Genomic DNA, 21,731 nt, shown 5'->3' with positions numbered 1-21,731 from the left:
TGGCCGCGGATCAGCCGATGCCGTACTCGCGCAGTTTCTTGCGCAACGTTGCGCGATGGATGCCGAGCATGGTCGCCGCGCGGCTCTGGTTGCCGTCGCAGTGGCCCAGCACTTCCAGGAACAGCGGGATTTCCAGTTCGCGCAGCGCGATCTGGTAGAGGTTGTCGGCATCGCTGCCGTTGAGGTCGCCCAGGTAGCGTCGCACCGAATTGGCGACGTGTTCGCGCAGCGGTGCGCGCGGCGCGCTGCGGATGGCGGAGTCGGTGTGTTCTGCGGTGTTCAATGGGGCGCTCGGTGCGGCCGGGCGACGCGGCGCACGGGGCGGCGGTCATCGCGGGGCGATCGAGTCTAGCGCCTCGCGGTCGCAGTCGACAATGCGAACGCCTGCGTCGTTGGTCTAGTACAGGTCCCAGGCGTAGGACACCGTCTCGGTCGACGGCTCGCCGATGTCCAGCGCGATGTCCACCGACTGTCCGGCCGCGAGCAGGGGCGTATCCGGCGCGCCACCGAGATACTCCTCGGGGGCGAATGCGCGTGCCGCGACCGCGCGTCCGTCCACGTCGGACAGCGTGAGCAGCACTTGCGGCCAGGGTTGCGGCCAGCGTGCGTCGTTGCGGAACGAGGCGCTCGCGCGCAGCGCACCGGCCTGCTGCGGATGCGGGCGCACGTCGCGCGCGAGCAGGACGAAGGCGTCGGGTTCGCGCCACGGCGGCAGGCTGCAGCCCAGGACGCCGCACACGCCGGCGACCAGCGGACGCCATTGCGCGTCGGCGGCGAGGCGGTCGCGGTCGGCAAGCACGATCTGCAGGCCGAGCAGCACCAGCAGTCCAGCGACCGCCGCGGGCTGTCGCCAGGCCGCGCGGGCGCGGGCTTGGGCCGGGGCGCGGCGTCCGTCGAGGAAGCCCGGCGAGCCTGCGCCGGGCGAGCCTGCCGCGGCATCGTTCGCGGCGGCGGGCTGTCGCGGCGGCGTGTCCGCGGCGGGCGGGGCGGACGGCGTGGCGGCGGCCGGTGGCGCGACCTCGCCGGGATCCGGCGCGGCGGACCGGGTTTCGGAGGAGGACGGCGCCTGCGCAGGCGCGGGCACGGCGGCCGCCACCGGCGTGGTGTCCGGACCTTGCGCCGGCCCTTGGGCGGATGCGGGCGGCGCCTCCACGAGCGGGACGCTCGTCATCGGCGTCGCCGCGGACGGGATCGCCGTTCCGGCACCGGCACCGGTGGCTGCGGGTGCGGCAGTCGTCGGCGATGCCGTCGATGGCCCGGCAACGGGCGCCGCTGGCATGGCCGTCGCCGTGGAGTCCGCCGCAGGCGATGCCGGGTCGGAGGTCGGCGTCGCGCCGCGCACCGGAGCCGGCCCCGGCGCGTCCACCGGCGCGGCAGGGGTTGCCGCGACGTCGGCGCCGCGTCCCTGTCCGCGCGCTGGAGCCGCCGGCGCCGCGGCGTGGGCACCAGGCGCCCGTGGACTGGCTGGTCCACCGTCCGCGACATCCGCCGCGGCGGCCGCAGCCGCCGGCCGTCGCAGCACGCCGGCACAGCGCGGGCAGCGCTCGGGCGGCAGGTCGGTGGCCGGGTCGGTGGCGACCAGCGTGTTGCAGTGCCGGCAGTTGATGAACATGCGGCTATTCAACCATGCAGCCGGGCCGCGGCGGGACTCACCGGCGGATGCCGTCGATGCGGATCCAGTCCCCTTCGCCGGCCACCGACAGCGCCTCGAACCATGCGCCGAAGCGCGCGAGCAGCGCGTCCTGCTGGCCGTCGAGGATGCCCGACAGGGCGATGCGTCCGCCCGGCGCCGTGCGCGCGGCCAGTTCCGGCGCCAGCGCGTCGAGCGCCGAGGCCAGGATGTTGGCCACCACCACCGGGAACGCGCCGTCCGGCGCCTCGCCCGGTTCGAACACTTCCAGCGCCGGCTCCACGCCGTTGCGCGCGGCGTTGTCGCGGGTGGCGACCAGCGCCTGCGGATCGTTGTCGATGCCGACCGCGCGCGCGGCGCCGAGCTTGAGCGCGGCGAGCGCGAGGATGCCGCTGCCGCAGCCGAAGTCGAGCACGGCCGCGTCGCGCAGCCGGCCTTCGGTCGCCAGCGCGTCCAGCCACTGCAGGCACAGCGACGTGGTCGGGTGCGTGCCCGAGCCGAAGGCCAGTCCCGGATCCAGCCGCACCACGGCCGCATCGTCCCGGCGCGCCGCCTCGGGCAGCTCGTGGTTCCACGGCACGATGAAGGTGCGCGTGCCGAACTGCAGCGGGGCGTACTGGTCCATCCACGCGCGCTCCCAGTCCTGATCCTCGACCCTGCGGAAGCTGGCGCCGCTCCAGTCCAGGCCCGGATCGAAGGCTTCCAGCGCGGCGAGCAGCAGCAGGCCGTCGGCATCGTGCGGGAACAGCGCGCTCAGCGAGATCGCGTCCCACAGCGGGGTTTCGCCCACGCCCGGCTCCAGGATCGCGTGCTCGTCCGGCGTTTCCGCGTCGGCGTCGAGCATGGTCACGGCCAGCGCGCCGACGTCGTCCAGCGCGTGCTCGTAGCGCGGCTGCTCGGACTCGCGGCAGCGCAGGGTCAGTTCGAGGAATGGCATGGCGACAGTGTAGCCGCGGGCCTGCGCGTCACGGCGGTGGCATGGTTGCGACGGAAAGCAGCGTGCCGGCGCGGGTCATCGAGTTTTTACCCCCGCCACGGCACAATGACCGACCCCCGACCCGAATGGAGATCGCCGTGGCCTTTACCCTCCCCAAGCTGCCGTATGCCTACGACGCGCTCGAACCGCATATCGACGCGCAGACGATGGAAATCCATCACACCAAGCATCACCAGACCTACATCAACAACGCCAACGCGGCGCTGGAAGGCACCGAGTGGGCCGACAAGTCGGCCGAGGAGCTCATCGCCAACCTCGACGCACTGCCGGAAGACAAGCGCACGCCGCTGCGCAACAACGCCGGTGGCCACGCCAACCATTCGCTGTTCTGGACGGTGATGTCGCCCAAGGGCGGCGGCAACCCGGTGGGCGAAGTGGCCAAGCGCATCGACAGCGACCTGGGCGGCTTCGAAGCGTTCAAGGAAGCGTTCACCAAGGCCGCGCTGACGCGCTTCGGCTCGGGCTGGGCATGGCTGTCGACCGACAAGGCCGGCAAGCTCTCGATCGAGAGCAGCGCCAACCAGGACAGCCCGCTCATGAAGGGTATCGGCTCGGGCAATACCCCGGTCCTGGGCCTGGACGTGTGGGAGCACGCCTATTACCTGAAGTACCAGAACCGCCGTCCCGAGTACATCGGCGCGTTCTACAACGTCATCGACTGGAACGAGGTCGAGCGTCGCTACCAGGAAGCGCTGAAGGGCTGATCGCCACGCCGCAGCTGGCACCAGCCGGGCCGCGCAAGCGGCCCGGTCCGTGTCCGGCACCGCGTCGCCGGCTCAGCCGTCGCCGCGCACGCGCGCGATCTCGGCCACGACCGGGCAGTCGGCGCGGTGCGCGCCGGGCAGGTAGCCCAGGCTCATCAGGAACTCGCCGGTGATCTCGCCGCCGGTGAAGCGGAAGGTGCGCTTGAACAGCTTCACCCACGCGGCCTTGTCGCGCGGATGGCCGTCGGCCTCGTGCACGTGCGCATCCAGCCAGGCCGCGAACCCGCCATGCGAGGCGCGCATCGCGCGCACCACCCCGGCGTTGTGGATCGCGGCGGCCACCTTGAGGCGGTTGCGGATGATGCCCGGGTCGGCCAGCAGGCGCGCCACGTCGGCCTCGCCGTAGCCGGCGACCGTATCGACATCGAAGCCGTGGTAGGCGCGGCGGAACCCCTCGCGCTTCTTCAGGATGGTCTCCCAGCTCAGCCCGGCCTGGTTGATCTCCAGCAGCAGGCGCTCGAACAGCGCCGCCTCACCGCGCTGCGGAAAGCCGTACTCGCCGTCGTGGTAGGGGCCGTGGACCGGATGGCCGGGCGCGACATCGCAATAGCTGGACATGGCCGCAGCATAGCGCCGGCCGGGACGGGCCTGGCGCTGGCCCCGGGTTGCCGGCGGCGGTGGCCCCGCGCCACCATGGGGCATCTCCCCAGGAAGGGCGCCATGGACATCGCCGACCGTCGCATCGCCACCGTGCACTTCAGCCTGCACGACGAGCAGGGCCAGCCGATCACCTCCACCCACGGGCATGCCCCGCTGGTCTACATGCACGGTACCGGCAGCATCATGCCGGGCCTGGAACAGGCCCTGGCGGGGCGCTCGGCCGGCGATGCATTCAGCGTCACCATCGCCCCCGACGCCGGCTTCGGCCCGCGTCACGAAGCGCTGCTGCAGACCCTGCCACGCGCGCGGCTGCAGGCCGGAGGCGAGGTGCGGGTGGGCGCGAAGCTGTCGGCGCAGACCGCGAAAGGGCCGCTGGAGGTGACCGTGGTCGCGATCGACGGCGACAACGTCACGGTCGATGGCAACCACCCGCTGGCCGGACGCACGGTCGAGGCGCGGGTGGAGGTGGTCGACGTGCGCCTGGCGACGCCGCACGAGCAGCAGTTCGGACTGGGCTGAACGGCGCGGGCGGCGCGGCGATCGCCGCGGCCAGGCCGCCGTCCCAAAGGGCATCGTCACGGCGATCGGCCTAGAATGCGGGCATGTCCACGCCGCCCTCCACGTTCGCGAACCAGCTGCTGATCGCGCTGCCCACGCTGGACGATCCGCACTTCGCGCGCAGCGTCACGCTGATCTGCCAGCACGATCCCGACGGTGCGATGGGGGTGGTGGTCAACCGCGCCTCGGACTACACCCTGGGCGAAGTGCTGCGGCAGATGCACATCGAGACCGAGGACCAGGCGCTGCTGGAGCAGCGCGTGCTGGCCGGCGGCCCGGTGCATCCCGAACGCGGCTTCGTCCTGCACGATGGCGAACGGGGCTGGGATTCGACCCTGGGCGTGGCCGAAGGCCTGTCGGTCACGACCTCGCGCGACATCCTCGAGGCGATCGCCCGCGGCGAAGGGCCGGCGCACGCCATGGTCGCGCTCGGCTGCGCCGGCTGGGGCGCGGGCCAGCTCGAGCAGGAGCTGGCCGAGAACAGCTGGCTGACCGCGCCGGCGGATCCGGGAATCCTGTTCACCCTGCCGCTGGACCAGCGCTGGCAGGCCGCCGCCGGCCAGATCGGCGTGGACCTGATGCGCATGGCGGGGCACGTGGGCCACGCATGAGCGGCGCGATCCGCGCCGACGGCACGGTGCTCGGCTTCGACGTGGGGGCACGCCGCATCGGCGTGGCGATCGGCAGCGCCTTCGGCCACGGTGCGCGCGCGCTGGCGGTGATCGACGTGCACGGCGGCCAGGTCGACTGGGCCGCGGTGGACCGGGTGCACAGGGAGTGGCGTCCGGATGGCTTCGTGGTCGGCGACCCGATGACGCTCGACGGCGGCGACCAGCCGATCCGCGTGCGCGCCCGCGCCTTCGCCACCGAACTCAAGGCGCGCTACGGGCTGCCGGTGGTGATGGTGGACGAACGCGCCAGCTCGATCGAGGCCGCCCAGCGCTTCGCCGTGGACCGCTCCGCCGGCCGCCGCCGCCGGCGCGACGCGGCGGCGCTGGACGCCGTGGCCGCCGCGGTGATCGTCGAGCGCTGGTTCGCCGCGCCGGGCGACGCCACCGAGCTGTAGACGGGAGCTGCGGCGCCGGGGGTGGGGGCAGGGGTCAGAGTCACTTTCCCCCCAAAGTCAGCAAGACCGGAGAGAGACACAGGGGAAAGTGACTCTGACCCCGGTTCCGCCCCCAACTCGCGGCCGCGATTGCGGGACAATGGCGGCATGACCGCACAGATCGACGCCGAAGGCCGCCTCGTCCACCTGCTCACCCTGGAGGGCCTGCCGCGGCAGGCGCTGCTCGCCCTGCTCGGGCGCGCGCAGCGCTACGCCGATGGCGAGGACGCCCGCCAGGCCCTGGCCGGGACCGCCATCTGCACCCTGTTCTTCGAACCGTCCACGCGCACCCGCCTGAGCTTCCAGCGCGCCGCGCAGCGGCTGGGCGCGGACGTGCTCGGCTTCGATGCCGCCACCTCGTCCACCACCAAGGGCGAGACCGCGCGCGACACGCTGCAGAACATCGAGGCGATGGGCGTGCGCGGATTCGTCGTGCGCCACTCGGGCGACGGCGCGGTCGCGGAACTGGCCTCGGTGGCCGGCCCCGGCACCGCGCTGGTCAATGCCGGCGATGGCCGCAGCGCGCATCCCACCCAGGGCCTGCTCGACATGCTGACGCTGCGCCAGGCGCTGGGCGAGGAGTTCGGCGCGCGACGCTTCCTGATCGTCGGCGACGTGAAGCATTCGCGGGTCGCCCGCTCCGACCTGCACGCGCTGCGTACCCTCGGCGCGGGATCGATCCGGGTCTGCGGGCCGGCGGCGCTGCTGCCCGGCGACGACACCCTGGCCGGCTGCGAGGTCACGCAGGATTTCGATGCGGCGCTCGAAGGCGTGGACGCGGTGATGATGCTGCGCCTGCAGCGCGAACGCATGGAAGAGGGCCTGGTCGATTCGCTCGACGACTACCACCGCGACTACGGACTGACCCCGGCGCGCCTGCGCCGCGCCGCGGCCGATGCGGTGGTGCTGCATCCCGGACCGCTCAATCGCGGCGTGGAAATCAGCGACGCGGTGGCCGACGGGCCGCAGTCGCTGATCCTGCGCCAGGTCGCCAATGGCGTGGCGGTGCGCATGGCCGTGCTCGAGGCATTGCTCGGCCCGCGGTGACCGGTGCCCGGGTGGGGCCGTCTAGCGTTCGATGAAGTGCCGGCGGACGAAACCCACCGCCTCGGCCTCGTCGACGCAGGCCGTGCAGGCCGTGCCGCGGCCTTCGACCGGGCCTTCGTACTTCCATTCGAAGACCTTGTCATAGGTCCCGTTGCGGTCGCGCAAGCGCAGCGCTTCGCCCTGCGGGATGGCATCGAGCACGAGGCCATTGGGGAACCCGAGGGCGAAACCGTCGCCGCCCGCGCTGCGCCCCAGCACCTGCAGCGTTAGCTCCTTCGCATCCGGCCCCCAGGCATAGCGCGCGCGCCTGGCGCCGCCCGCGTCCGCCCACAGCTGCAGCGCTTCATAGTCGGCGGCGGGGAACCGGGTGCCGCGCGCCGAGAAATTGGCGACCTGCGCACGCTGGTAGAACGCCGTGTCGGCCTCGCCGGCGCGGGCGGCCGGAACCGCAAGCGCCAGGCCTGCCGCCAGCACGGCGCCGCTCATCCACATGGGGTTTCGCATCATCGGGTCTCCTTTACCGGACGCAGCCTGCATCCTCCCCGGCCATGGGTGAACCGGGCTTCACCGCCCGCAGGCTTCAGCGCTGGCGAAAGGCGTCGACCTGGCGTTGCGCGAACAGCCAGTCCCACAGTTCCGGCATCGCATAGGCCGGATCCCAGCTGTTGTGGTCGGCTTCGGGAAACTCGGTGTAGCGTGCGTCGCGTGCATCGGCAGCCACGAACGCGGCGTGCAGCCGGCGGGAGTAGTCGACCGGTACCGAGGCATCCTGTGCGCCATGGAACATCCAGACCGGCGTGGTGCGAAGTCGGGCCGCTGCCGCGGCATAGGGATCGGCTTCGTCCACCAGGCCGGTCACCGCCATCGACGGCCGCCGCGGATGCAGCAGTCCGCCGCAGACCGGGACCAGGGCGGCGAAGCGGTAGCCCTGGCGCAGCGCGAGCTCCCACACGCCGTAGCCGCCCATCGACAGGCCGGTGAGATAGGTGCGATCCGGATCGCCGCCGAACTCGCGCGTGGCCGCGTCGAGCTGGGCGAACACCACCTCGCCGAGCTGGTTCCATTCGCTGTCGGCCGGCGCCTGCGGGAACACCACGATGGCGGGGAAATCGCCGGCATGCGCGCGCACGTGCGGACCGAGGCCGACCGCGAGCTGGCTGCGGTTGTCGTCGCCGCGCTCGCCCGAGCCGTGCAGGAACACGATCACGGGCGGCTTGTCGCGCGTGGCGTCGCGCGAGGGAACGAACACCTGATAGCGATGCACGGCGCCCTCGACCGACAGCTCGCGCTCGACGAACCTGCCGGGCGCATCGCGCTGCGCGCCACTGGCGCAGGCAGCCAGCAGCGTGGCCATCAGCAGGGCCGCCCCGAGGTTGCGCAGGCGCATGGCCGTCCTCCCGTCATCGCGATCAGTGCAGGAGGATAACCGTCGCCAGGCCGAGGAAGCTGAAGAAGCCCATCACGTCGGTGACCGCGGTCACCACCACCGTGCCCGCCACGGCCGGGTCCACGCGCATGCGCTTGAGCAGCAGCGGCAGCAGCACGCCGGCCAGGGCGGCCGAGCAGAAGTTGATCACCAGCGCCGCGGCGATCACCAGCGACAGCGGCCACGAACCGAACCACAGCAAGGCCACCGTGCCGACCAGGGCGCCGATCAGCAGGCCGTTGATCAGGGCCACCCGCAGCTCCTTCCACAGCAGGATGGTGGCGTTGCTCTGGCCGACCTGGCCCAGCGCGATGCCGCGCACCATCAGGGTCAGCACCTGCACGGCGGCGTTGCCGCCGATGCCGGCGACGATCGGCATCAGCACCGCCAGCGCCACGATCTGCTCGATGGTCGCGTCGAACTGGCCGATCACCGCCGCGGCCAGGAACGCGGTAAGCAGGTTGATGCCCAGCCACACCACGCGCCCGCGCACCGCGCGCCGGATCGGCGAGAACAGGTCCTCGTCCTCGTCCAGGCCGGCCGCGCCCAGCGCCTGGTGCTCGGCCTGCTCGCGGATGATGTCGACCACGTCGTCGACGGTGATGCGGCCCAGCAGCACGTTGCCGTCGTCCACCACGGGCGCGGACACCCAGTCGTTGTCGGAGAACTGGCGCGCGACCTGCTCGGCCGAGGCGTCCACGTGCAGCGACTCGAGTTCGTCGTCGATCAGCTGGTTGATCGGCGTGCCCGGGTCGCGGGTGACCAGGTCCTGCAGCGCCACCCAGCCGATCAGCTGGTGGCGGCGGTTGACCACGTACAGGTGGTCGGTGTGGTCGGGCAGTTCGCCGCGCAGGCGCAGGAAGCGCAGCACCACGTCGACCGTGGTGTCGGCGCGCACCGTCACCACGTCCGGGTTCATCAGGCGGCCCGCGGTGTCCTCCGGATACGACAGCACCTGCTCCAGGCGCTCGCGGTTGTCGCGGTCCATCGAGCGCAGCAGCTGGTCGATCACCGCGCCGGGCAGGTCCTCGACCAGGTCGGCGAGGTCGTCGATGTCGAGGTCCTCGACCGCGGCGACCAGTTCGTCCTGGTCCATGTCCGCGATCAGGCTCTCGCGCACCTCGTCGCCGACGTGCACCAGCACCTCGCCGTCGTCGCCGGGATCGACCAGGCCCCAGACCACCATGCGCTTGTCGGGCGGCAGCGATTCGAGCAGGTTGCCGATCTCGGCCGGCGCCAGGGTGTTGACCATGCGCCGCACGGGACCGAGGCGGCCGCTGTCGAGCGCGTCCGAGAGCAGTCGCAGCTGGCGCGCGGTCTTGTCGTGGCGGACGGCTTCTGCCATGCGCGGCGGCTCCGTGGTGCGAGGGCGTTGCCGCGCCGGAAGACGCGGCCGATCAGGCGTTCATGCGCGCATTATCGCCCGCGCGCCGCGGACTGCACACCCTGCGTTGCGCGACGCGATGGTCATGTCCCGCCACGGCGCGCGACGCCGGCCGATCCGGTCCGGCGCCGCGCCGGCTAGCGGCCGGGCATGCGGCGCGTGCCGGCATCGCGGCTGCGATCACCGGGTTGGCGTTGCGCATGGACCACGCGCAGGGCGGCGTCCCCGCCTTGCCTGGCTCAGGCCGCCGGTACCTTCGCCAGCCAGCGCTCGATCGCATCGCGGTCGCGGCAGCGCAGCAGCGTCGGCGCCGACGCGCGCAGCGCGGCAAGCTCCTGCGCGCGGATCGCGCGGCGCACCTCCAGCAGGGTCGCCGGATGCAGGCTGAACTCCTCCAGCCCCAGCGCGAGCAGCAGCGGCGTGAGCGCGGGATCGCCGGCCATCTCGCCGCACACCGCCACCGGCTTTCCGCGCGCGCGCGCGGTGCGGATCACGCCATGCAGCAGCTTGAGCACCGCCGGATGCAGCGGCGAATAGAGGTCGCCGAGGGCGTCGTTGCCGCGATCGGCGGCGAGCAGGTACTGGGTCAGGTCGTTGGTGCCGATCGAGACGAAGTCGACCGTGTCGATGAAGCACGACAGCGCGATCGCCGCGGCCGGCACTTCGATCATCGCGCCCAGCGGCACGTGCTCGGCCACCTCGTGGCCTTCCTCGCGCAGGTCGCGCGACACGCGCCGGATCGTGCCGGCCACCGCCAGCATCTCCTCGCGGCCGCTGACCATCGGCACCAGGATCCGCACCGGCCCGTAGCCGGAGGCGCGCAGGATCGCGCGCAGCTGGGTCTCGAACACCGGGGTGCGCGCCAGCGACAGGCGCACGCCGCGCAGGCCCAGCGCCGGGTTCGGCTCGTCGGCCAGCGCCAGCCCGGTGCGGTCGGCCTTGTCGGCGCCGATGTCCATGGTGCGGATGGTCACGGTGCGGCCGGTCATGGCCAGCGCCACGTCGCGGTAGGCGCGGAACTGTTCGTTCTCGTCGGGCAGTTCGCTGCGCTGCAGGAACAGGAACTCGGTGCGGTACAGCCCCACGCCGGCCGCGCCCAGCGCATGGGCGCCGGTCACGTCCTCGCGCGATTCGGCGTTGGCCCACAGCCGGATGTCGACCCCGTCGAGCGTGCGCGAGGGCTCGCGCCGCAGCCGGTGCAGCTGCTTGCGCTCGCGCTTTTCGTCGCGCAGGCGCGTGCGGTATTCGCGCAGGTCCGGCGCCTTGGGCTCGATGATGATCGTGCCGCTGCTGCCGTCCACCAGCAGCACGTCGCCGTCGTTGACCTGCTGCAGGGCCTGCGGCACGCCCACCACCAGCGGCAGGTGCAGGCTGCGCGCCAGGATCGCGCTGTGCGCGAGCGCGCTGCCGCCGGCGGTGACCACCGCCAGGACGCCCTGCGACTGCAGCTGGCTCAGCTCGGCGGGGGCGACGGAATCGGCGACCAGGATCTCGCCGGCGACGCCCTTGAGGTCGGCGTCGCGCTTGTGCAGCATCGCGTGCACGCGGCCGATGACGTGGTCGATATCCTCCACGCGGCTGCGGAAATAGGCGTCGTCCATGGCCTCGAACACCGCCGCCAGCCGGTCGCGCTGCAGGCGCAGGGCGTAGTCGGCGGCGTACAGGCCCTTGGCCACCAGGTCGTCCAGGCCCTGCAGAAGTTCCGGATCGTCGAGCAGCAGGCTGTGCAGGTCCAGGAACTCGCCGACCTCGTGCGCGAGCGCGCCGTGCAGGCGATCGCGCATGTTGCGCATCTCCACCCGCACCGCGTCGATGGCGGTGTGCAGGCGACGCAGCTCGGCCGGCACCGCCGAAGGCGCGATGTGTTCCTCGGCCACCTCCAGCGCATGCGGCAGGCGTACCCGTGCACGGCCGAGCGCGCTGCCCCTGGACGCCCCATGCCCGGTCAGGACCTGGCGCATCAGCCGCCGCCGGCGCGAAGGCGCGTACGCGCGCCGCTGGGCGCGGGCGCGCCGTGGCCGCGGCTGCGCGCCGCCTGCAGCGTCATGGGTCGGACCGCACCGCGCATACCGCTCCTCGTTGCGCCAGGCCACGCCCGTCGCGGCGCGACCGGGCGGTCGTCATCCGGCCTCGTCGAATTTCCGTTCGAACAGCGCCGCCGCGGCCTCTGCCGCAGCGTCCTCGTCCTCGCCGTCGAGCCGCAGCACCACCTTCGTGCCGTAGCCGGCGGCAAGCAGCATCACGCCCATGATGCTCTTGGCATTGACCTCGCGGCCCTTGGCGGTGAGCGTGGCGTTGCTGCGGTAGCCCGACAGCACCTGCACCAGCTTGGCGGTGGCGCGCGCATGCAGGCCGAGCTTGTTGGCGATGAGCAGTTCGCGTTCGATCATCGTCGGCCTCAGGCGTCGTCGAGGATCACCCCGTTGCGCGCGCCTGCGGCAGCGACGGCGGGGAGTTCCTCCAGGGGAAGTTCAGCATAATTCATCACCCGCAACAGCATCGGCAAGCTCAGCGCGGAAACGCGGCGTGACGGTGTCCCCAGTCTGGACAGCTGCGCTGCGAGATTGCTCGGGCTGGCGCCATAGAGGTCGCTCAGGATCAGCACGCCGTCGCCGCCGTCCACGCGTCGCATGGCCGCGCTCGCCTGCGGCAGCAAGGCGTCGGGATCGGCGTCGAAGGGCACCTCGAACGCGGCCAGCCGCAGCGGCAGGTTGCCGCGCAGCATGGCCTCGACAGCGGCAACCAGCGCGCTGCCGATGCCCGAATGGGTAAGGAGAAGGATGCCGACGGCCATCGCGCCAACTTAGCAGACGGCGATGACCGCGCGATAGCGCCGCGCGGCGCCACGCCGCGTACGGGAGCCGCTTCCGCGGCGCGCGCTGCTCAGTCGAGTTCCCGGTGGAAGGTGGCGACATCGGTCCAGCCGCCGTCGCGCGCATGCGCGGCCAGCGCCTCGGCCAGGTAGACCGAGCGATGGCGACCGCCGCTGCAGCCGACGGCCACGGTGACGTAGCTGCGCGTGTTGGACTGCATCCGCGGCAGCCACGTGTCGAGGAACCCGGCCACGTGCGCCAGGTATTCGCCGACCTGGGGCTGGGCGAGGAAGTAGTCGCGCACTTCCTGGTCGCGCCCCGACAGCGGCTTGAGCCGCGGTTCCCAGTGCGGGTTGGGCAGGCTGCGCGCGTCGAACACGAAATCGGCATCGGCCGGCAGGCCGCGCCGGTAGGCGAAGGACTCGAACAGCAGCGACAGCGACGAGTCCTGGCTGAGCCCCAGTTCGGTGATCACCCGATGGCGCAGCTGGTGGACGTTGAGCTCGCTGGTATCGACCACCAGGTCGGCCAGCGACCGCAGCGGCTTGAGCGCCTGGCGCTCGAGCGAGATCGCGTCGGCCAGCGCCAGTCCCAGGTGGGTGAGTGGATGCCGGCGGCGAGTTTCGGAGTAGCGGCGCAGCAGGGCCGGGTCGGCGGCGTCGAAGAACACCAGCTGCGGCTCGAGTCCCATGGCGCCGACCGCCGACAGCCACTCGGGCAGGTTGCCCAGGTCGCCGCGGTTGCGCATGTCGATGCCCACCGCGAGCTTCTGCTCGGCGCGCTCGGGATGCGCGGCGGCGCGCACGAACTCGGGCAGCAGTTCGGCCGGCAGGTTGTCCACGCAGTAGAAGCCCAGGTCCTCCAGGGTCTTGAGCGCGACCGACTTGCCCCCGCCGGACATCCCGGTGACGATCAGCAGCGAGGCGCTGGTTCGCGCCGGCGGGTCGCCCTGCATCGCGGACGGGTCGATGTTGGTCATGGCACGGCCGGCTCTTCGCCGCTTTCCAGGAAATGCGAGTGCCGCGCAAGGAAGGCGGCGGCCGGGTCGATGCCCTTGGCGCGCAGGATGTGCGTGCGCGTCGCGGCCTCGGTCAGCACCGCGAGGTTGCGGCCGGGCATCACCGGCAGGGTGATCATCGGCACGTCCAGGTCGAGCACGCGGCGCAGGCCCAGGTCGCCGGTCAGGCGCACCATGCCGTCCTCGTGCACCTGCGGCTCGGCGTTGGGCCGGCTCAGGTGCACGATCAGGCGCAGGTACTTGTTCCGCTTCACCGCGGTGTCGCCGAACATCTGGCGGATGTTGAGCACGCCCAGCCCGCGCAGCTCCAGTAGGTCCTGCAGCAGTTCCGGGCAGGTGCCGTCGAGCACGTCCGGCGCGATCTGGGTGAATTCGGGCGCATCGTCGGCGACCAGCCGATGGCCGCGCGAGATCAGCTCCAGCGCGAGTTCGCTCTTGCCCGATCCCGATTCGCCGGTGATCAGCACGCCGATCGAATAGACCTCCATGAACACCCCGTGCAGGGTGACCCGCGGCGCCAGCGAACGCGCCATGTGGTACTGGAGATGGTTGAGCAGTTCGTGGCCGCGCCGCGGCGACAGCCACAGCGGCGTCTGCGATTCCTCCGCCGCCTCGCGCAGGTCTTCCGGACAGGGCTGGTTCTTGCTGATCACCAGCGCGAGAGGGCGGTACTGCATCACCCGTTCGATCGTCTCCCAGCGCAGCCGCGAGTCGAGGCCGTCCAGCCAGGCCAGCTCCTCGGTGCCGAGGATCTGGACCTTGTTGGGATAGATGATGTTGAGATAGCCGGCCAGCGACGGCCGGCGCGCGTTGGTCTCCACCGACTCGAGCACCCGCGACTGGCCCTGCTGCCCGGCCAGCCAGCGCATGCCCAGGCGTTCGTGCTGCTGGGCGAACAGTTCGGCGGCGGTGAGGCTCTGGTTCACGTCGCGATTCAGGCGGCGTTGGCCGCGACCGCGGGCGGCAGCAGCAGCCTGCGCAGCTGGGCCACGCCACGGACGCCGCGCAGGCGGTCGCGGAATTCGGGGTCGGACAGGCGCGCGGCCACGCCGGCCAGGTGTTCCAGGTGCAGTTCGGGACGATCGTCGCTGGCGGTCATTGCGAACACCAGGTCGACCGGCGCGCCGTCGCGCGCGTCGAAATCGACCGGCCGGCCCAGGCGCAGGAACGCGCCGCGCGCCTCCAGCCCCTGGTTGCGCGCGTGCGGGATCGCCACGCCGTGGCCGATCGCGGTGCTGGCCAGCCGCTCGCGCTGCTGCAGCGCATCGGACAGCGCGCGCGCCTGCGCCGGCGATCCGCCGGAAAGCAGGCGCGCGGCGTGGTCGAGCACCTGCGCACGGGTGCCGGGATCATCCAGCACCACGATGCGCCCCGCGTCGAGCAGGTCGGTCCAGGGCATGTCCGTCGGGGCCCGCGGTCAGCCGAAACTGCCGTCGCGCGCGGCGTTCTCGCCGCGGTGGTGGTCGGTCTGCTTCTTGTGGTGCTTGAGCAGCAGGCGGTCGAGCTTGTCGGCGAGCAGGTCGATCGCGGCGTACATGTCCACCGCGCTGGCGTCGGCGTGCAGGGCCTTGCCGGCCAGGGTGAGGTTGGCCTCGGCCTTGTGGTGGGGCTTGTCCATGCAGAGCTGCACGCGCACCTCGAACGGGCGCTCCACGTGGCGTCCGAGCCGCTCGAGCTTGGTTTCCACGTACTCGCGCAGGGCCGGGGTCACTTCGACGTCGTGGCCGTAGGTCTGGATCTGCATCGGCTGCCTCCTGTTCTGGGGACCCCAGCATCGCCCAAAGCGGGTTGCTGCGGGTTGAAGACAGGTTAACGCAGTGCCGGGCGCCCGGCACTGCGCCGGATCATGGACACGGTGCCGGGAACGCGCTTCAATTGATCCGGATACGCTCGTGCGAGGCGCCGATGTGCATGGCCTCGCGATACTTGGCCACGGTGCGGCGCGCCACCGGCACCCCGGACGCCTTGAGCGATTCGGCCAGGCGCGCGTCCGACAGCGGCTTGCGCGGATCCTCGGCCTCGATCAGGCCGCGGATCATCTGCTGGATGGCCACGCTCGAGGCCTCGCCGCCGCCGCCGGTCTCGATCCCCGAAGCGAAGAAGTCGCGCAGCGCGATGGTGCCGCGCGGGGTGTGCACGTACTTGCGCGCCACCGCGCGCGACACGGTCGATTCGTGCATGCCGATCTCGGCGGCGACCGCGCGCAGGGTCAGCGGCCGCAGCGCGCGGGCGCCGAACTCCAGGAAACCCGACTGCTCCCGGATCAGGCAGCGCACGACCTTGAGCAGGGTCTCGCCGCGCGCCTCGAGGTTCTTGAGCAGCCAGCGCGCCTCCTGCAGCCGCCCGCGCAGGTAGCCGGCGTCTTCGCCGCTGGCGTGCTGGATCATGCGCTGGTAGGCCTGGTGGATGGTCAGCCGCGGCAGCGAGCCGTTGGCCAGCATCGCCAGCCACACGCCGTTGCGGCGCACGATCACGCAGTCCGGGACCACGTAGTTGTCCGAGGGCACGTCGCCGATCTGCGAGCCGGGGCGCGGATCGAGCGAGCGCAGCAGCGCCAGCGCGGTCTCGGCCTCCGCGGTGCTGCAGCCGAGCTGTTCGCAGACCCCGGGCACGCCCAGGCGGGGCAGGCGGTCGATCAGTTCCGCGGCGATGCGCACGGCCAGCTCGCGGCCCGGCGTATCCGCGGCCACGGTGTCGAGCTGGATGGCCAGGCATTCGGCCAGGTCGCGCGCGCCCACGCCGACCGGATCGAAGCGCTGGATCTGGCGCAGCACCGCCAGGATCTCGTCGTCGCCCGGCGCGGGGTCCGGATGCAGGGCCGCGGCGATCTCGCTGAACGGCGCGCGCAGGTAGCCGTCGTCCTCGATCGCGTCGATCAGGGCCGCGCCGATCTGCAGGTCGCGCGGCGACAGATGGCTCAGGTGGAGCTGCCAGGCGAGGTGGTCGTGCAGGGTTTCGGACTGGGCCATGCGGCTGGCCGCGTCGCCCTCGTCGTCCTCGCCGCCGCGGCCGCTGCCGGCGGTGTACTCGAAGCCGCCGCTGTCGGGCCAGTCGCTGGCCGCCTCCCACTCGCGGCTGTCCGCGGGGGCTTCGGGCGCGACGGGTTCGGGGGCGTCTTCCTTGTCGTCGGTGGCCGCGGCCGGGGCATCCTCGGCCCAGTCCAGCAGCGGATTGCTTTCCACCGCCGCGGCGATCTCCGCCTCCAGCTCGATCACCGGCAGCTGCAGCAGGTGCAGCGCCTGGCGCAGCTGTGGCGTCAGGACCAGGTGTTGGCCCAGCGATGTCTGGAGGCGCGGCTTCATCGTCCGTGGATCCCCGGGGACGACATGCGCGGCTACAGGCGGAAGGATTCCCCGAGGTAGACCCGGCGCACGTCTGGATTGGCGAGGAGCATGTCCGGAGCCCCCTGCGCGAGCACACCCCCTTCGTTGAGGATATACGCCCGGTCGCAAATGCCCAAGGTCTCGCGCACGTTGTGGTCGGTGATCAGCACGCCGATGCCGCGGTGCTTGAGATGCTCGACGATGCGCTGGATCTCGCCGACCGAGATCGGGTCGACGCCGGCGAAGGGTTCGTCGAGCAGGATCAGGCGCGGGCGCGCCGCCAGCGCGCGCGCGATCTCGACGCGCCGGCGCTCGCCGCCCGACAGGCTGGCGCCGATCTGGTCGGCGACGTGGGTGATCTGCAGTTCGTCGAGCAGCTTCTCGAGCTCGCTGCGGCGGCCGGCGCGGTCGAGGTCCTCGCGCAGCTCCAGCACCAGCATGATGTTGTCGGCCACGCTGAGCTTGCGGAACACCGAGGGTTCCTGCGGCAGGTAGCCGACGCCGCGGCGGGCGCGCAGGTGCATGGGCTCGGCGGTGATGTCGCGCCCGTCGAGCACGATCCGGCCTTCGTCGGCCGGGACCAGGCCCACGATCATGTAGAAGCAGGTGGTCTTGCCGGCGCCGTTGGGGCCGAGCAGTCCGACCACCTCGCCGGCGTCCAGGGTCAGGCCGAAGTCGCGTACGACCTCGCGCTGCTTGTAGCGCTTGCGCAGTCCTTCGGCGACCAGCATCAGTCGTCGTTCCCGTCGCTGTCCGGGGCCGGCGTCCCGCGGGCCGGGGTGCGGTTGCGCGGCTCGAACTGCAGGGTCACGCGCCCGCCCTCGCTGCCGCCGCCGCCCTGCACCTGGCCGGTGCGCATGTTGTAGACGATGCGCTCGCCGGCGATGCTGCCGCGGCCGGGCTGCTGCACCGAGGCGCCGCCGGTGAACACCACCGTGTCCTGCTGCAGGTCGTAGTCGACCTGGGCGGCGGTGGCGTTCATGGTGCCGCCGTTGTCCATGGCCTGCTTGAGCCGGACCGGCGAGCCGGTCAGCTTGGCGGCGCGGATCTCGCCGTCGGCCTGGCGCAGGTCGGCGCGCGCGGCGTCGATCACCAGCGAACCCTGGACGATATGGACCGCGCCGGTCAGTACGCAGGGGCCGGAGTCGGTGACGGTGCAGTCGCTGCGGTTGGCCTGCACCTGCATGGTCTGCTGGCGGTCGGAGGACTTGCCCAGGGCGGCGCCGGCGCAGGCGACGGCAATCAGGCCAAGGACCAGCTTAGCGGCGTGTGGGGTCATTGTTGAGGCTCACCTTGGACAGGAGCTGGATGCGCTTGCTGGCCAGATCGGCCTCCATCCCGGTACCGCGCATTGTAGTGCCGGGGGTGGTGATGGTCACGACAGCCTCGGACGTGGCCCGGTTCTCTTCCGGATGCACGTCGAGCTGCTCGGTGCGGAGCACGGTGGGCCGGCTGGCGCCCATCGGGCTGTCGGCGACGACGTCGCCGCGCAGCTGGACCAGGGTGCTCTTCTCGTTGACCCAGCCGGTCCTGGCCCGGACTTCCCAGCGGCTGCCGTGCTGGTCTGGCATCAGGAACAGCGGGGTGGCCAGTTCCAGCGTGCGCGCGCCGGGGGTCTGGTGCAGTTCCGGCGCCCGCAGCGAGAACGATTCCTGGCCGGTGCTGTCCAGGGTGACGACCTCGAAGTCGCGCAGGATGTAGTCCGAGCGCAGGCCCTCGCCGCCCTCGGCCGGCGCGTCCGCGTCGTCGCCGCGCCAGGCGAACCAGCCGCTGAGCAGCGCGCCGGCGAGCAGGGCCAGGATGATCCAGAGCCGCCAGTTCATCCCTCGCGGTCCTCGAGCAGCGCCGCGACGCGGCCCTGCGCATGCAGGATCAGGTCGCACAGTTCGCGCGCGGCGCCTTCGCCGCCGCGCGAGGGCGTGACCCAGTGCACCTGGTCGCGGATCCAGTGGTGCACGCTGGCCGGGGCCACGGCGAAGCCGGCGATACGCAGCACGGTCAGGTCGGGCAGGTCGTCGCCCATGAACGCCACTTCCTCGCGCGCTAGGCCCAGCCGGGTGCGGATCTCCTCGACGCAGGCGACCTTGTCGTTGACGTCCACGTGCGGCTCGGCGCCCAGCTCGCGGGCGCGGTTGGCCGCCACCAGACTGTTGCGGGCGGTGATGAAGGCCACGGTGACGCCGGCCTTGCGCAGCTGGACCAGCCCCTGGCCGTCGAGCACGTTGAACGCCTTGGATTCGCGCCCGTCCTCGTCGAACCACAGCCGCCCGTCGGTCAGCGTGCCGTCCACGTCGAAGCAGGCCAGCCGGATCCGGGCGGCGCGTTCGACGAGTCCGGCGGGGTATTCGGGGCGGTGGTGCGGCACGTCTAACCTCGGTTGTCGGGATGGAGCCAGGACAGGAAACCGGTTGCGGCCTGTACCGGCCGCGAACCGCGAAGTACCACGATCACACCACGCGCGCCCGCAGCAGGTCGTGCACGTTGAGCGCACCGACCACGCGCCGCTGCGCGTCGAGCACCAGCAGGGCGTTGATCTTGCGCGTCTCCATCAGGCGCGCGGCCTCGACCGCGAGCGCCTCGCTGTCGATGGTGACCGGGTCGCGGGTCATCACTTCGGCGATCGGCGTGGCGTGCACGTCGACGCTGCGGTCGCCGAGAGTGCGGCGCAGATCGCCATCGGTGTACAGGCCCAGCAGCACGCCGTCGGCATCGACCACCGCGGTCACGCCCAGGCGCTTGCGGCTCATCTCCAGCAGTGCGTCGCCCAGCGAGGCTTCGCCGGGCACGCGCGGCACGGCGTCGCCGGTGTGCATGACATCGCCGATGTGCAGGAGCAGGCGGCGGCCCAGGGCGCCGGCCGGATGCGAGCGCGCGAAGTCGTCGGCGGTGAAGCCGCGCGCCTCGAGCAGGGCCACGGCCAGCGCGTCGCCCATCGCCATGGTCGCGGTGGTGCTGGTGGTCGGCGCCAGGTGCAGCGGGCAGGCCTCCTCCGGCACGCTCACGTCCAGGTGCACGTCGGCGGCCGTGGCGAGGGTGGAGCCGGGCCGGCCGGTCATCGCCAGCAGCCGGTTGCCCTGGCGCTTGAGCGCCGGGAGCAGCATCAGGATCTCGTCGGATTCGCCCGAGTACGACACCGCCAGCACGATGTCGGCGTCGGTGACCATGCCCAGGTCGCCGTGGCCGGCCTCGCCCGGATGCATGTAGAAAGCCGGGGTGCCGGTCGAGGCCAGGGTCGCGGCGATCTTGCGCGCCACGTGCCCGGACTTGCCCATGCCGGTGCAGACCACCCGCCCCGAGGCGGCCAGGACCAGCGCGCAGGCGCGGGAGAAGGCGCCGTCGACGCGCGCGGCCACCGCCTCCAGTCCGCGTGCCTCGACTGCGAACACGCGGCGGCCGGAGGCGGCGAAATCGATGGCTGGGGGCGTCGATGCAAAGGGCGTTGCCATATCCGGTGGCCGGTCTTTCCGATAACCTAAGCCGTTCATTTTAGGCGCTCGCCGGCGTGAAAGGTCCGTCGCCCCGCTGGCGCGGCTGTCCGGCTCATGCGCGCTTCAGCAGGAATCCCCCAGTGAACCCCGATTTCATCCGCGATCTGATCCAGCAGGGGCTGCCCGGTGCCCGCGTCGACGTCTCCGGCGACGACGGCGTGCACTTCGAGGCGGTTGTCGTGTCCGAGGCCTTCGCCGGCAAGCTGCCGCTGGCCCGCCACCGCATGGTCTACGCCACCCTGGGCGAGCGCATGGGCGGCGAGATCCATGCGCTGGCGCTCCGCACCCTGACCCCGGCCGAGGCCGAACGCGCCTGATGGACAAGATCATCGTCTCCGGCGGGGTCGCCCTCGACGGCGAGGTCCGCATCTCCGGGGCCAAGAACGCCGTCCTGCCGATCCTGTGCGCGACCCTGCTGGCCGACGAACCGGTCGAGATCGCCAACGTCCCGCACCTGCACGACGTGCGCACCACCGCGCGCCTGCTCGGCGGGCTGGGTGCGGGCATCGGCCACGACATCGCCGCGGGCATCGTGCGGGTCGACCCGTCCACCGTCGACAGCCACCTCGCGCCCTACGAACTGGTGCGCACCATGCGCGCCTCGGTGCTGGTGCTGGGTCCGCTGCTGGCGCGCCACGGCGCGGCCGAGGTGTCGCTGCCCGGCGGCTGCGCGATCGGCTCGCGCCCGGTGGACCTGCACATCAAGGCGCTGGAGGCGCTGGGCGCCGAGATCGTGGTCGAGCACGGCTTCATCAAGGCGCGCGCGGGGCGGTTGCGCGGCGGCCACGTCGACTTCGAGATGGTCAGCGTCGGCGCCACCGAGAACGTGCTGATGGCCGCGACCCTCGCCGACGGCACCACCACCATCGACAACGCCGCGTGCGAACCGGAGATCGTGGACCTGGCCGCCTGCCTGGTGGCGATGGGCGCGCGCATCGAGGGCGCGGGGACCTCGCGCATCACCGTGCGCGGCGTCGACCGGCTGCACGGCGCGCGCCACGAGGTGATCGCCGACCGGATCGAGACCGGCACCTTCCTCGTCGCCGGCGCGATCACCGGCGGCCGCGTCACCGCCACCCGTGCGCGCGCCGACACGCTGGGCGCGGTGCTGCACAAGCTGGGCGAGGCGGGCGCGGAAGTGACCGTGGAAGGCGACCGCGTCACGGTCGACATGCGCGGGCGCCGGCCGCGTGCGGTGGACATCGTCACCGAGCCGCACCCGGGCTTTCCCACCGACATGCAGGCGCAGTTCATGGCGCTGGACTGCGTGGCCGAAGGCACCGGCACGATCGACGAGCGGATCTTCGAGAACCGCTTCATGCACGTCAACGAGCTGATGCGCCTGGGTGCGGACATCCATATCGAAGGCAACCGCGCCACGGTGACGGGCGTGCCGCGGCTGAGCGGTGCGCCGGTGATGGCGACCGACCTGCGCGCCTCGGCCAGCCTGATCCTCGCCGGCCTGGTGGCCGAGGGCGACACCACGATCGACCGCATCTACCACCTCGACCGCGGCTACGAGTACATCGAGCGCAAGCTGTCGGGACTGGGTGCGCGCATCCGCCGGGTTTCCTGAGC

Annotated in this window: 27 protein-coding genes; 7 read left to right on the top strand and 20 right to left on the bottom strand. The window is 72.1% G+C overall.

All coding sequences use genetic code 11. The features are described from left to right. Positions 1-10 precede the first annotated feature (10 nt). The 3 genes from fis to prmA all read right to left on the bottom strand — a co-directional run bounded on the left by fis (position 11) and on the right by prmA (position 2,567). Positions 11-283: a DNA-binding transcriptional regulator Fis gene (fis, locus tag Q0863_RS08390; protein WP_298577200.1), complete on the bottom strand. Its 273-nt coding sequence runs from the start codon at positions 281-283 to the stop codon at positions 11-13. 114 nt (positions 284-397) lie between these two features. Beyond that, positions 398-1,171, bottom strand: coding sequence for a DUF3426 domain-containing protein (locus Q0863_RS08385; RefSeq protein WP_298577198.1), 774 nt, complete (start codon positions 1,169-1,171; stop codon positions 398-400). Positions 1,172-1,649: 478 nt separating this feature from the next. Beyond that, a complete protein-coding gene (prmA, locus tag Q0863_RS08380; RefSeq protein WP_298577197.1) occupies positions 1,650-2,567 on the bottom strand; it encodes a 50S ribosomal protein L11 methyltransferase in 918 nt (305 codons plus the stop codon). A gap of 137 nt (positions 2,568-2,704) precedes the next feature. Here prmA and Q0863_RS08375 point away from each other — a divergent pair, with 137 nt between their 5' ends. After that, positions 2,705-3,331, top strand: coding sequence for a superoxide dismutase (locus Q0863_RS08375; protein WP_298577196.1), 627 nt, complete (start codon positions 2,705-2,707; stop codon positions 3,329-3,331). Between the two features lie 72 nt (positions 3,332-3,403). On the opposite strand, the gene Q0863_RS08370 is transcribed toward Q0863_RS08375, so the two are convergent. Beyond that, complete coding sequence (locus tag Q0863_RS08370; RefSeq protein ID WP_298577195.1) at positions 3,404-3,949, bottom strand: DNA-3-methyladenine glycosylase I; 546 nt, start codon at positions 3,947-3,949, stop codon at positions 3,404-3,406. Positions 3,950-4,051: 102 nt separating this feature from the next. Here Q0863_RS08370 and Q0863_RS08365 point away from each other — a divergent pair, with 102 nt between their 5' ends. The 4 genes from Q0863_RS08365 to Q0863_RS08350 all read left to right on the top strand — a co-directional run bounded on the left by Q0863_RS08365 (position 4,052) and on the right by Q0863_RS08350 (position 6,701). Continuing rightward, complete coding sequence (locus Q0863_RS08365; protein WP_298577193.1) at positions 4,052-4,510, top strand: peptidylprolyl isomerase; 459 nt, start codon at positions 4,052-4,054, stop codon at positions 4,508-4,510. A gap of 83 nt (positions 4,511-4,593) precedes the next feature. After that, complete coding sequence (locus tag Q0863_RS08360; RefSeq protein ID WP_298577192.1) at positions 4,594-5,160, top strand: YqgE/AlgH family protein; 567 nt, start codon at positions 4,594-4,596, stop codon at positions 5,158-5,160. Continuing rightward, positions 5,157-5,615 carry a Holliday junction resolvase RuvX gene (ruvX, locus tag Q0863_RS08355; RefSeq protein WP_298577190.1) on the top strand — a complete coding sequence of 153 codons (459 nt, stop codon included), beginning with the start codon at positions 5,157-5,159 and terminating at the stop codon, positions 5,613-5,615. The genes Q0863_RS08360 and ruvX overlap by 4 nt, the downstream gene beginning before the upstream one ends. A gap of 147 nt (positions 5,616-5,762) precedes the next feature. Next, the gene (locus Q0863_RS08350; protein ID WP_298577189.1) at positions 5,763-6,701 is read left to right on the top strand and encodes an aspartate carbamoyltransferase catalytic subunit; all 939 of its coding nucleotides are present in this window, start codon (positions 5,763-5,765) and stop codon (positions 6,699-6,701) included. Positions 6,702-6,722: 21 nt separating this feature from the next. On the opposite strand, the gene Q0863_RS08345 is transcribed toward Q0863_RS08350, so the two are convergent. The 16 genes from Q0863_RS08345 to Q0863_RS08270 form a co-directional block, all read right to left on the bottom strand. Beyond that, entirely contained in the window at positions 6,723-7,208 is a 486-nt protein-coding gene (locus tag Q0863_RS08345; RefSeq protein ID WP_298577188.1) for a hypothetical protein, read from the bottom strand. Positions 7,209-7,281: 73 nt separating this feature from the next. After that, on the bottom strand, positions 7,282-8,088 hold the full coding sequence (locus tag Q0863_RS08340) for a phospholipase (RefSeq protein WP_298577186.1): 807 nt from the start codon (positions 8,086-8,088) through the stop codon (positions 7,282-7,284). 22 nt (positions 8,089-8,110) lie between these two features. Further along, positions 8,111-9,472: a magnesium transporter gene (gene mgtE, locus Q0863_RS08335; RefSeq protein WP_298577185.1), complete on the bottom strand. Its 1,362-nt coding sequence runs from the start codon at positions 9,470-9,472 to the stop codon at positions 8,111-8,113. Between the two features lie 278 nt (positions 9,473-9,750). Beyond that, positions 9,751-11,472, bottom strand: a complete 1,722-nt coding sequence (gene ptsP, locus Q0863_RS08330; RefSeq protein ID WP_298577183.1) for a phosphoenolpyruvate--protein phosphotransferase — start codon at positions 11,470-11,472, stop codon at positions 9,751-9,753. Between the two features lie 159 nt (positions 11,473-11,631). Next, entirely contained in the window at positions 11,632-11,901 is a 270-nt protein-coding gene (locus Q0863_RS08325; protein ID WP_298577182.1) for an HPr family phosphocarrier protein, read from the bottom strand. Between the two features lie 8 nt (positions 11,902-11,909). Next, entirely contained in the window at positions 11,910-12,305 is a 396-nt protein-coding gene (locus Q0863_RS08320; RefSeq protein WP_298577180.1) for a PTS sugar transporter subunit IIA, read from the bottom strand. Positions 12,306-12,394: 89 nt separating this feature from the next. Further along, positions 12,395-13,303 carry an RNase adapter RapZ gene (gene rapZ, locus Q0863_RS08315; protein WP_298577179.1) on the bottom strand — a complete coding sequence of 303 codons (909 nt, stop codon included), beginning with the start codon at positions 13,301-13,303 and terminating at the stop codon, positions 12,395-12,397. Next, positions 13,300-14,268: an HPr(Ser) kinase/phosphatase gene (hprK, locus tag Q0863_RS08310; RefSeq protein WP_298577177.1), complete on the bottom strand. Its 969-nt coding sequence runs from the start codon at positions 14,266-14,268 to the stop codon at positions 13,300-13,302. The genes rapZ and hprK overlap by 4 nt, the downstream gene beginning before the upstream one ends. An 8-nt stretch (positions 14,269-14,276) precedes the next feature. Further along, positions 14,277-14,741 carry a PTS sugar transporter subunit IIA gene (locus Q0863_RS08305; RefSeq protein ID WP_298577175.1) on the bottom strand — a complete coding sequence of 155 codons (465 nt, stop codon included), beginning with the start codon at positions 14,739-14,741 and terminating at the stop codon, positions 14,277-14,279. Between the two features lie 18 nt (positions 14,742-14,759). Further along, complete coding sequence (gene raiA / locus Q0863_RS08300; RefSeq protein ID WP_298577173.1) at positions 14,760-15,086, bottom strand: ribosome-associated translation inhibitor RaiA; 327 nt, start codon at positions 15,084-15,086, stop codon at positions 14,760-14,762. A 127-nt stretch (positions 15,087-15,213) separates the two neighbouring features. After that, positions 15,214-16,644 carry an RNA polymerase factor sigma-54 gene (locus Q0863_RS08295; protein ID WP_298577171.1) on the bottom strand — a complete coding sequence of 477 codons (1,431 nt, stop codon included), beginning with the start codon at positions 16,642-16,644 and terminating at the stop codon, positions 15,214-15,216. A gap of 32 nt (positions 16,645-16,676) precedes the next feature. Next, positions 16,677-17,396: an LPS export ABC transporter ATP-binding protein gene (lptB, locus tag Q0863_RS08290; protein WP_298577169.1), complete on the bottom strand. Its 720-nt coding sequence runs from the start codon at positions 17,394-17,396 to the stop codon at positions 16,677-16,679. After that, positions 17,396-17,944: a lipopolysaccharide transport periplasmic protein LptA gene (gene lptA / locus Q0863_RS08285; protein WP_298577166.1), complete on the bottom strand. Its 549-nt coding sequence runs from the start codon at positions 17,942-17,944 to the stop codon at positions 17,396-17,398. Before lptA ends, lptB begins: the two co-directional genes overlap by 1 nt. Next, positions 17,925-18,488, bottom strand: a complete 564-nt coding sequence (gene lptC, locus Q0863_RS08280) for an LPS export ABC transporter periplasmic protein LptC (protein ID WP_298577164.1) — start codon at positions 18,486-18,488, stop codon at positions 17,925-17,927. Before lptC ends, lptA begins: the two co-directional genes overlap by 20 nt. Beyond that, positions 18,485-19,030 (bottom strand): HAD hydrolase family protein, encoded by a 546-nt coding sequence (locus tag Q0863_RS08275; protein ID WP_298577163.1) that lies wholly within the window; start codon positions 19,028-19,030, stop codon positions 18,485-18,487. Before Q0863_RS08275 ends, lptC begins: the two co-directional genes overlap by 4 nt. 82 nt (positions 19,031-19,112) lie before the next feature. Continuing rightward, positions 19,113-20,111, bottom strand: coding sequence for a KpsF/GutQ family sugar-phosphate isomerase (locus tag Q0863_RS08270; protein WP_298577161.1), 999 nt, complete (start codon positions 20,109-20,111; stop codon positions 19,113-19,115). Positions 20,112-20,233: 122 nt separating this feature from the next. Between Q0863_RS08270 and Q0863_RS08265 the strand changes: the two genes are divergently transcribed. Both Q0863_RS08265 and murA read left to right on the top strand, forming a co-directional pair. Continuing rightward, positions 20,234-20,470 carry a BolA/IbaG family iron-sulfur metabolism protein gene (locus Q0863_RS08265; protein ID WP_298577159.1) on the top strand — a complete coding sequence of 79 codons (237 nt, stop codon included), beginning with the start codon at positions 20,234-20,236 and terminating at the stop codon, positions 20,468-20,470. Beyond that, the gene (gene murA, locus Q0863_RS08260; RefSeq protein WP_298577157.1) at positions 20,470-21,729 is read left to right on the top strand and encodes a UDP-N-acetylglucosamine 1-carboxyvinyltransferase; all 1,260 of its coding nucleotides are present in this window, start codon (positions 20,470-20,472) and stop codon (positions 21,727-21,729) included. Before Q0863_RS08265 ends, murA begins: the two co-directional genes overlap by 1 nt. Positions 21,730-21,731 lie beyond the last annotated feature (2 nt).

Origin of the sequence: uncultured Luteimonas sp. (assembly GCF_947492465.1) — a bacterium.
In the GTDB taxonomy this organism is placed as follows: Bacteria; Pseudomonadota; Gammaproteobacteria; order Xanthomonadales; family Xanthomonadaceae; genus Luteimonas.
The sequence above is the reverse complement of the archived record's forward strand: the minus strand, read 5'-3'. Positions and strand labels throughout refer to the sequence as shown.

What these genes read in the sequence shown, in the direction of transcription:
- Q0863_RS08385 (WP_298577198.1), bottom strand. Translation starts at nt 1,171, where the DNA reads ATGACGAGCGTCCCGCTCGTGGAGGCGCCGCCCGCATCCGCCCAAGGG.
- prmA (WP_298577197.1), bottom strand. Translation starts at nt 2,567, where the DNA reads ATGCCATTCCTCGAACTGACCCTGCGCTGCCGCGAGTCCGAGCAGCCG.
- Q0863_RS08370 (WP_298577195.1), bottom strand. Translation starts at nt 3,949, where the DNA reads ATGTCCAGCTATTGCGATGTCGCGCCCGGCCATCCGGTCCACGGCCCC.
- Q0863_RS08365 (WP_298577193.1), top strand. Translation starts at nt 4,052, where the DNA reads ATGGACATCGCCGACCGTCGCATCGCCACCGTGCACTTCAGCCTGCAC.
- Q0863_RS08360 (WP_298577192.1), top strand. Translation starts at nt 4,594, where the DNA reads ATGTCCACGCCGCCCTCCACGTTCGCGAACCAGCTGCTGATCGCGCTG.
- ruvX (WP_298577190.1), top strand. Translation starts at nt 5,157, where the DNA reads ATGAGCGGCGCGATCCGCGCCGACGGCACGGTGCTCGGCTTCGACGTG.
- Q0863_RS08350 (WP_298577189.1), top strand. Translation starts at nt 5,763, where the DNA reads ATGACCGCACAGATCGACGCCGAAGGCCGCCTCGTCCACCTGCTCACC.
- Q0863_RS08345 (WP_298577188.1), bottom strand. Translation starts at nt 7,208, where the DNA reads ATGATGCGAAACCCCATGTGGATGAGCGGCGCCGTGCTGGCGGCAGGC.
- Q0863_RS08340 (WP_298577186.1), bottom strand. Translation starts at nt 8,088, where the DNA reads ATGCGCCTGCGCAACCTCGGGGCGGCCCTGCTGATGGCCACGCTGCTG.
- mgtE (WP_298577185.1), bottom strand. Translation starts at nt 9,472, where the DNA reads ATGGCAGAAGCCGTCCGCCACGACAAGACCGCGCGCCAGCTGCGACTG.
- ptsP (WP_298577183.1), bottom strand. Translation starts at nt 11,472, where the DNA reads ATGCGCCAGGTCCTGACCGGGCATGGGGCGTCCAGGGGCAGCGCGCTC.
- Q0863_RS08325 (WP_298577182.1), bottom strand. Translation starts at nt 11,901, where the DNA reads ATGATCGAACGCGAACTGCTCATCGCCAACAAGCTCGGCCTGCATGCG.
- Q0863_RS08320 (WP_298577180.1), bottom strand. Translation starts at nt 12,305, where the DNA reads ATGGCCGTCGGCATCCTTCTCCTTACCCATTCGGGCATCGGCAGCGCG.
- rapZ (WP_298577179.1), bottom strand. Translation starts at nt 13,303, where the DNA reads ATGACCAACATCGACCCGTCCGCGATGCAGGGCGACCCGCCGGCGCGA.
- Q0863_RS08305 (WP_298577175.1), bottom strand. Translation starts at nt 14,741, where the DNA reads ATGCCCTGGACCGACCTGCTCGACGCGGGGCGCATCGTGGTGCTGGAT.
- raiA (WP_298577173.1), bottom strand. Translation starts at nt 15,086, where the DNA reads ATGCAGATCCAGACCTACGGCCACGACGTCGAAGTGACCCCGGCCCTG.
- Q0863_RS08295 (WP_298577171.1), bottom strand. Translation starts at nt 16,644, where the DNA reads ATGAAGCCGCGCCTCCAGACATCGCTGGGCCAACACCTGGTCCTGACG.
- lptB (WP_298577169.1), bottom strand. Translation starts at nt 17,396, where the DNA reads ATGCTGGTCGCCGAAGGACTGCGCAAGCGCTACAAGCAGCGCGAGGTC.
- lptA (WP_298577166.1), bottom strand. Translation starts at nt 17,944, where the DNA reads ATGACCCCACACGCCGCTAAGCTGGTCCTTGGCCTGATTGCCGTCGCC.
- lptC (WP_298577164.1), bottom strand. Translation starts at nt 18,488, where the DNA reads ATGAACTGGCGGCTCTGGATCATCCTGGCCCTGCTCGCCGGCGCGCTG.
- Q0863_RS08270 (WP_298577161.1), bottom strand. Translation starts at nt 20,111, where the DNA reads ATGGCAACGCCCTTTGCATCGACGCCCCCAGCCATCGATTTCGCCGCC.
- murA (WP_298577157.1), top strand. Translation starts at nt 20,470, where the DNA reads ATGGACAAGATCATCGTCTCCGGCGGGGTCGCCCTCGACGGCGAGGTC.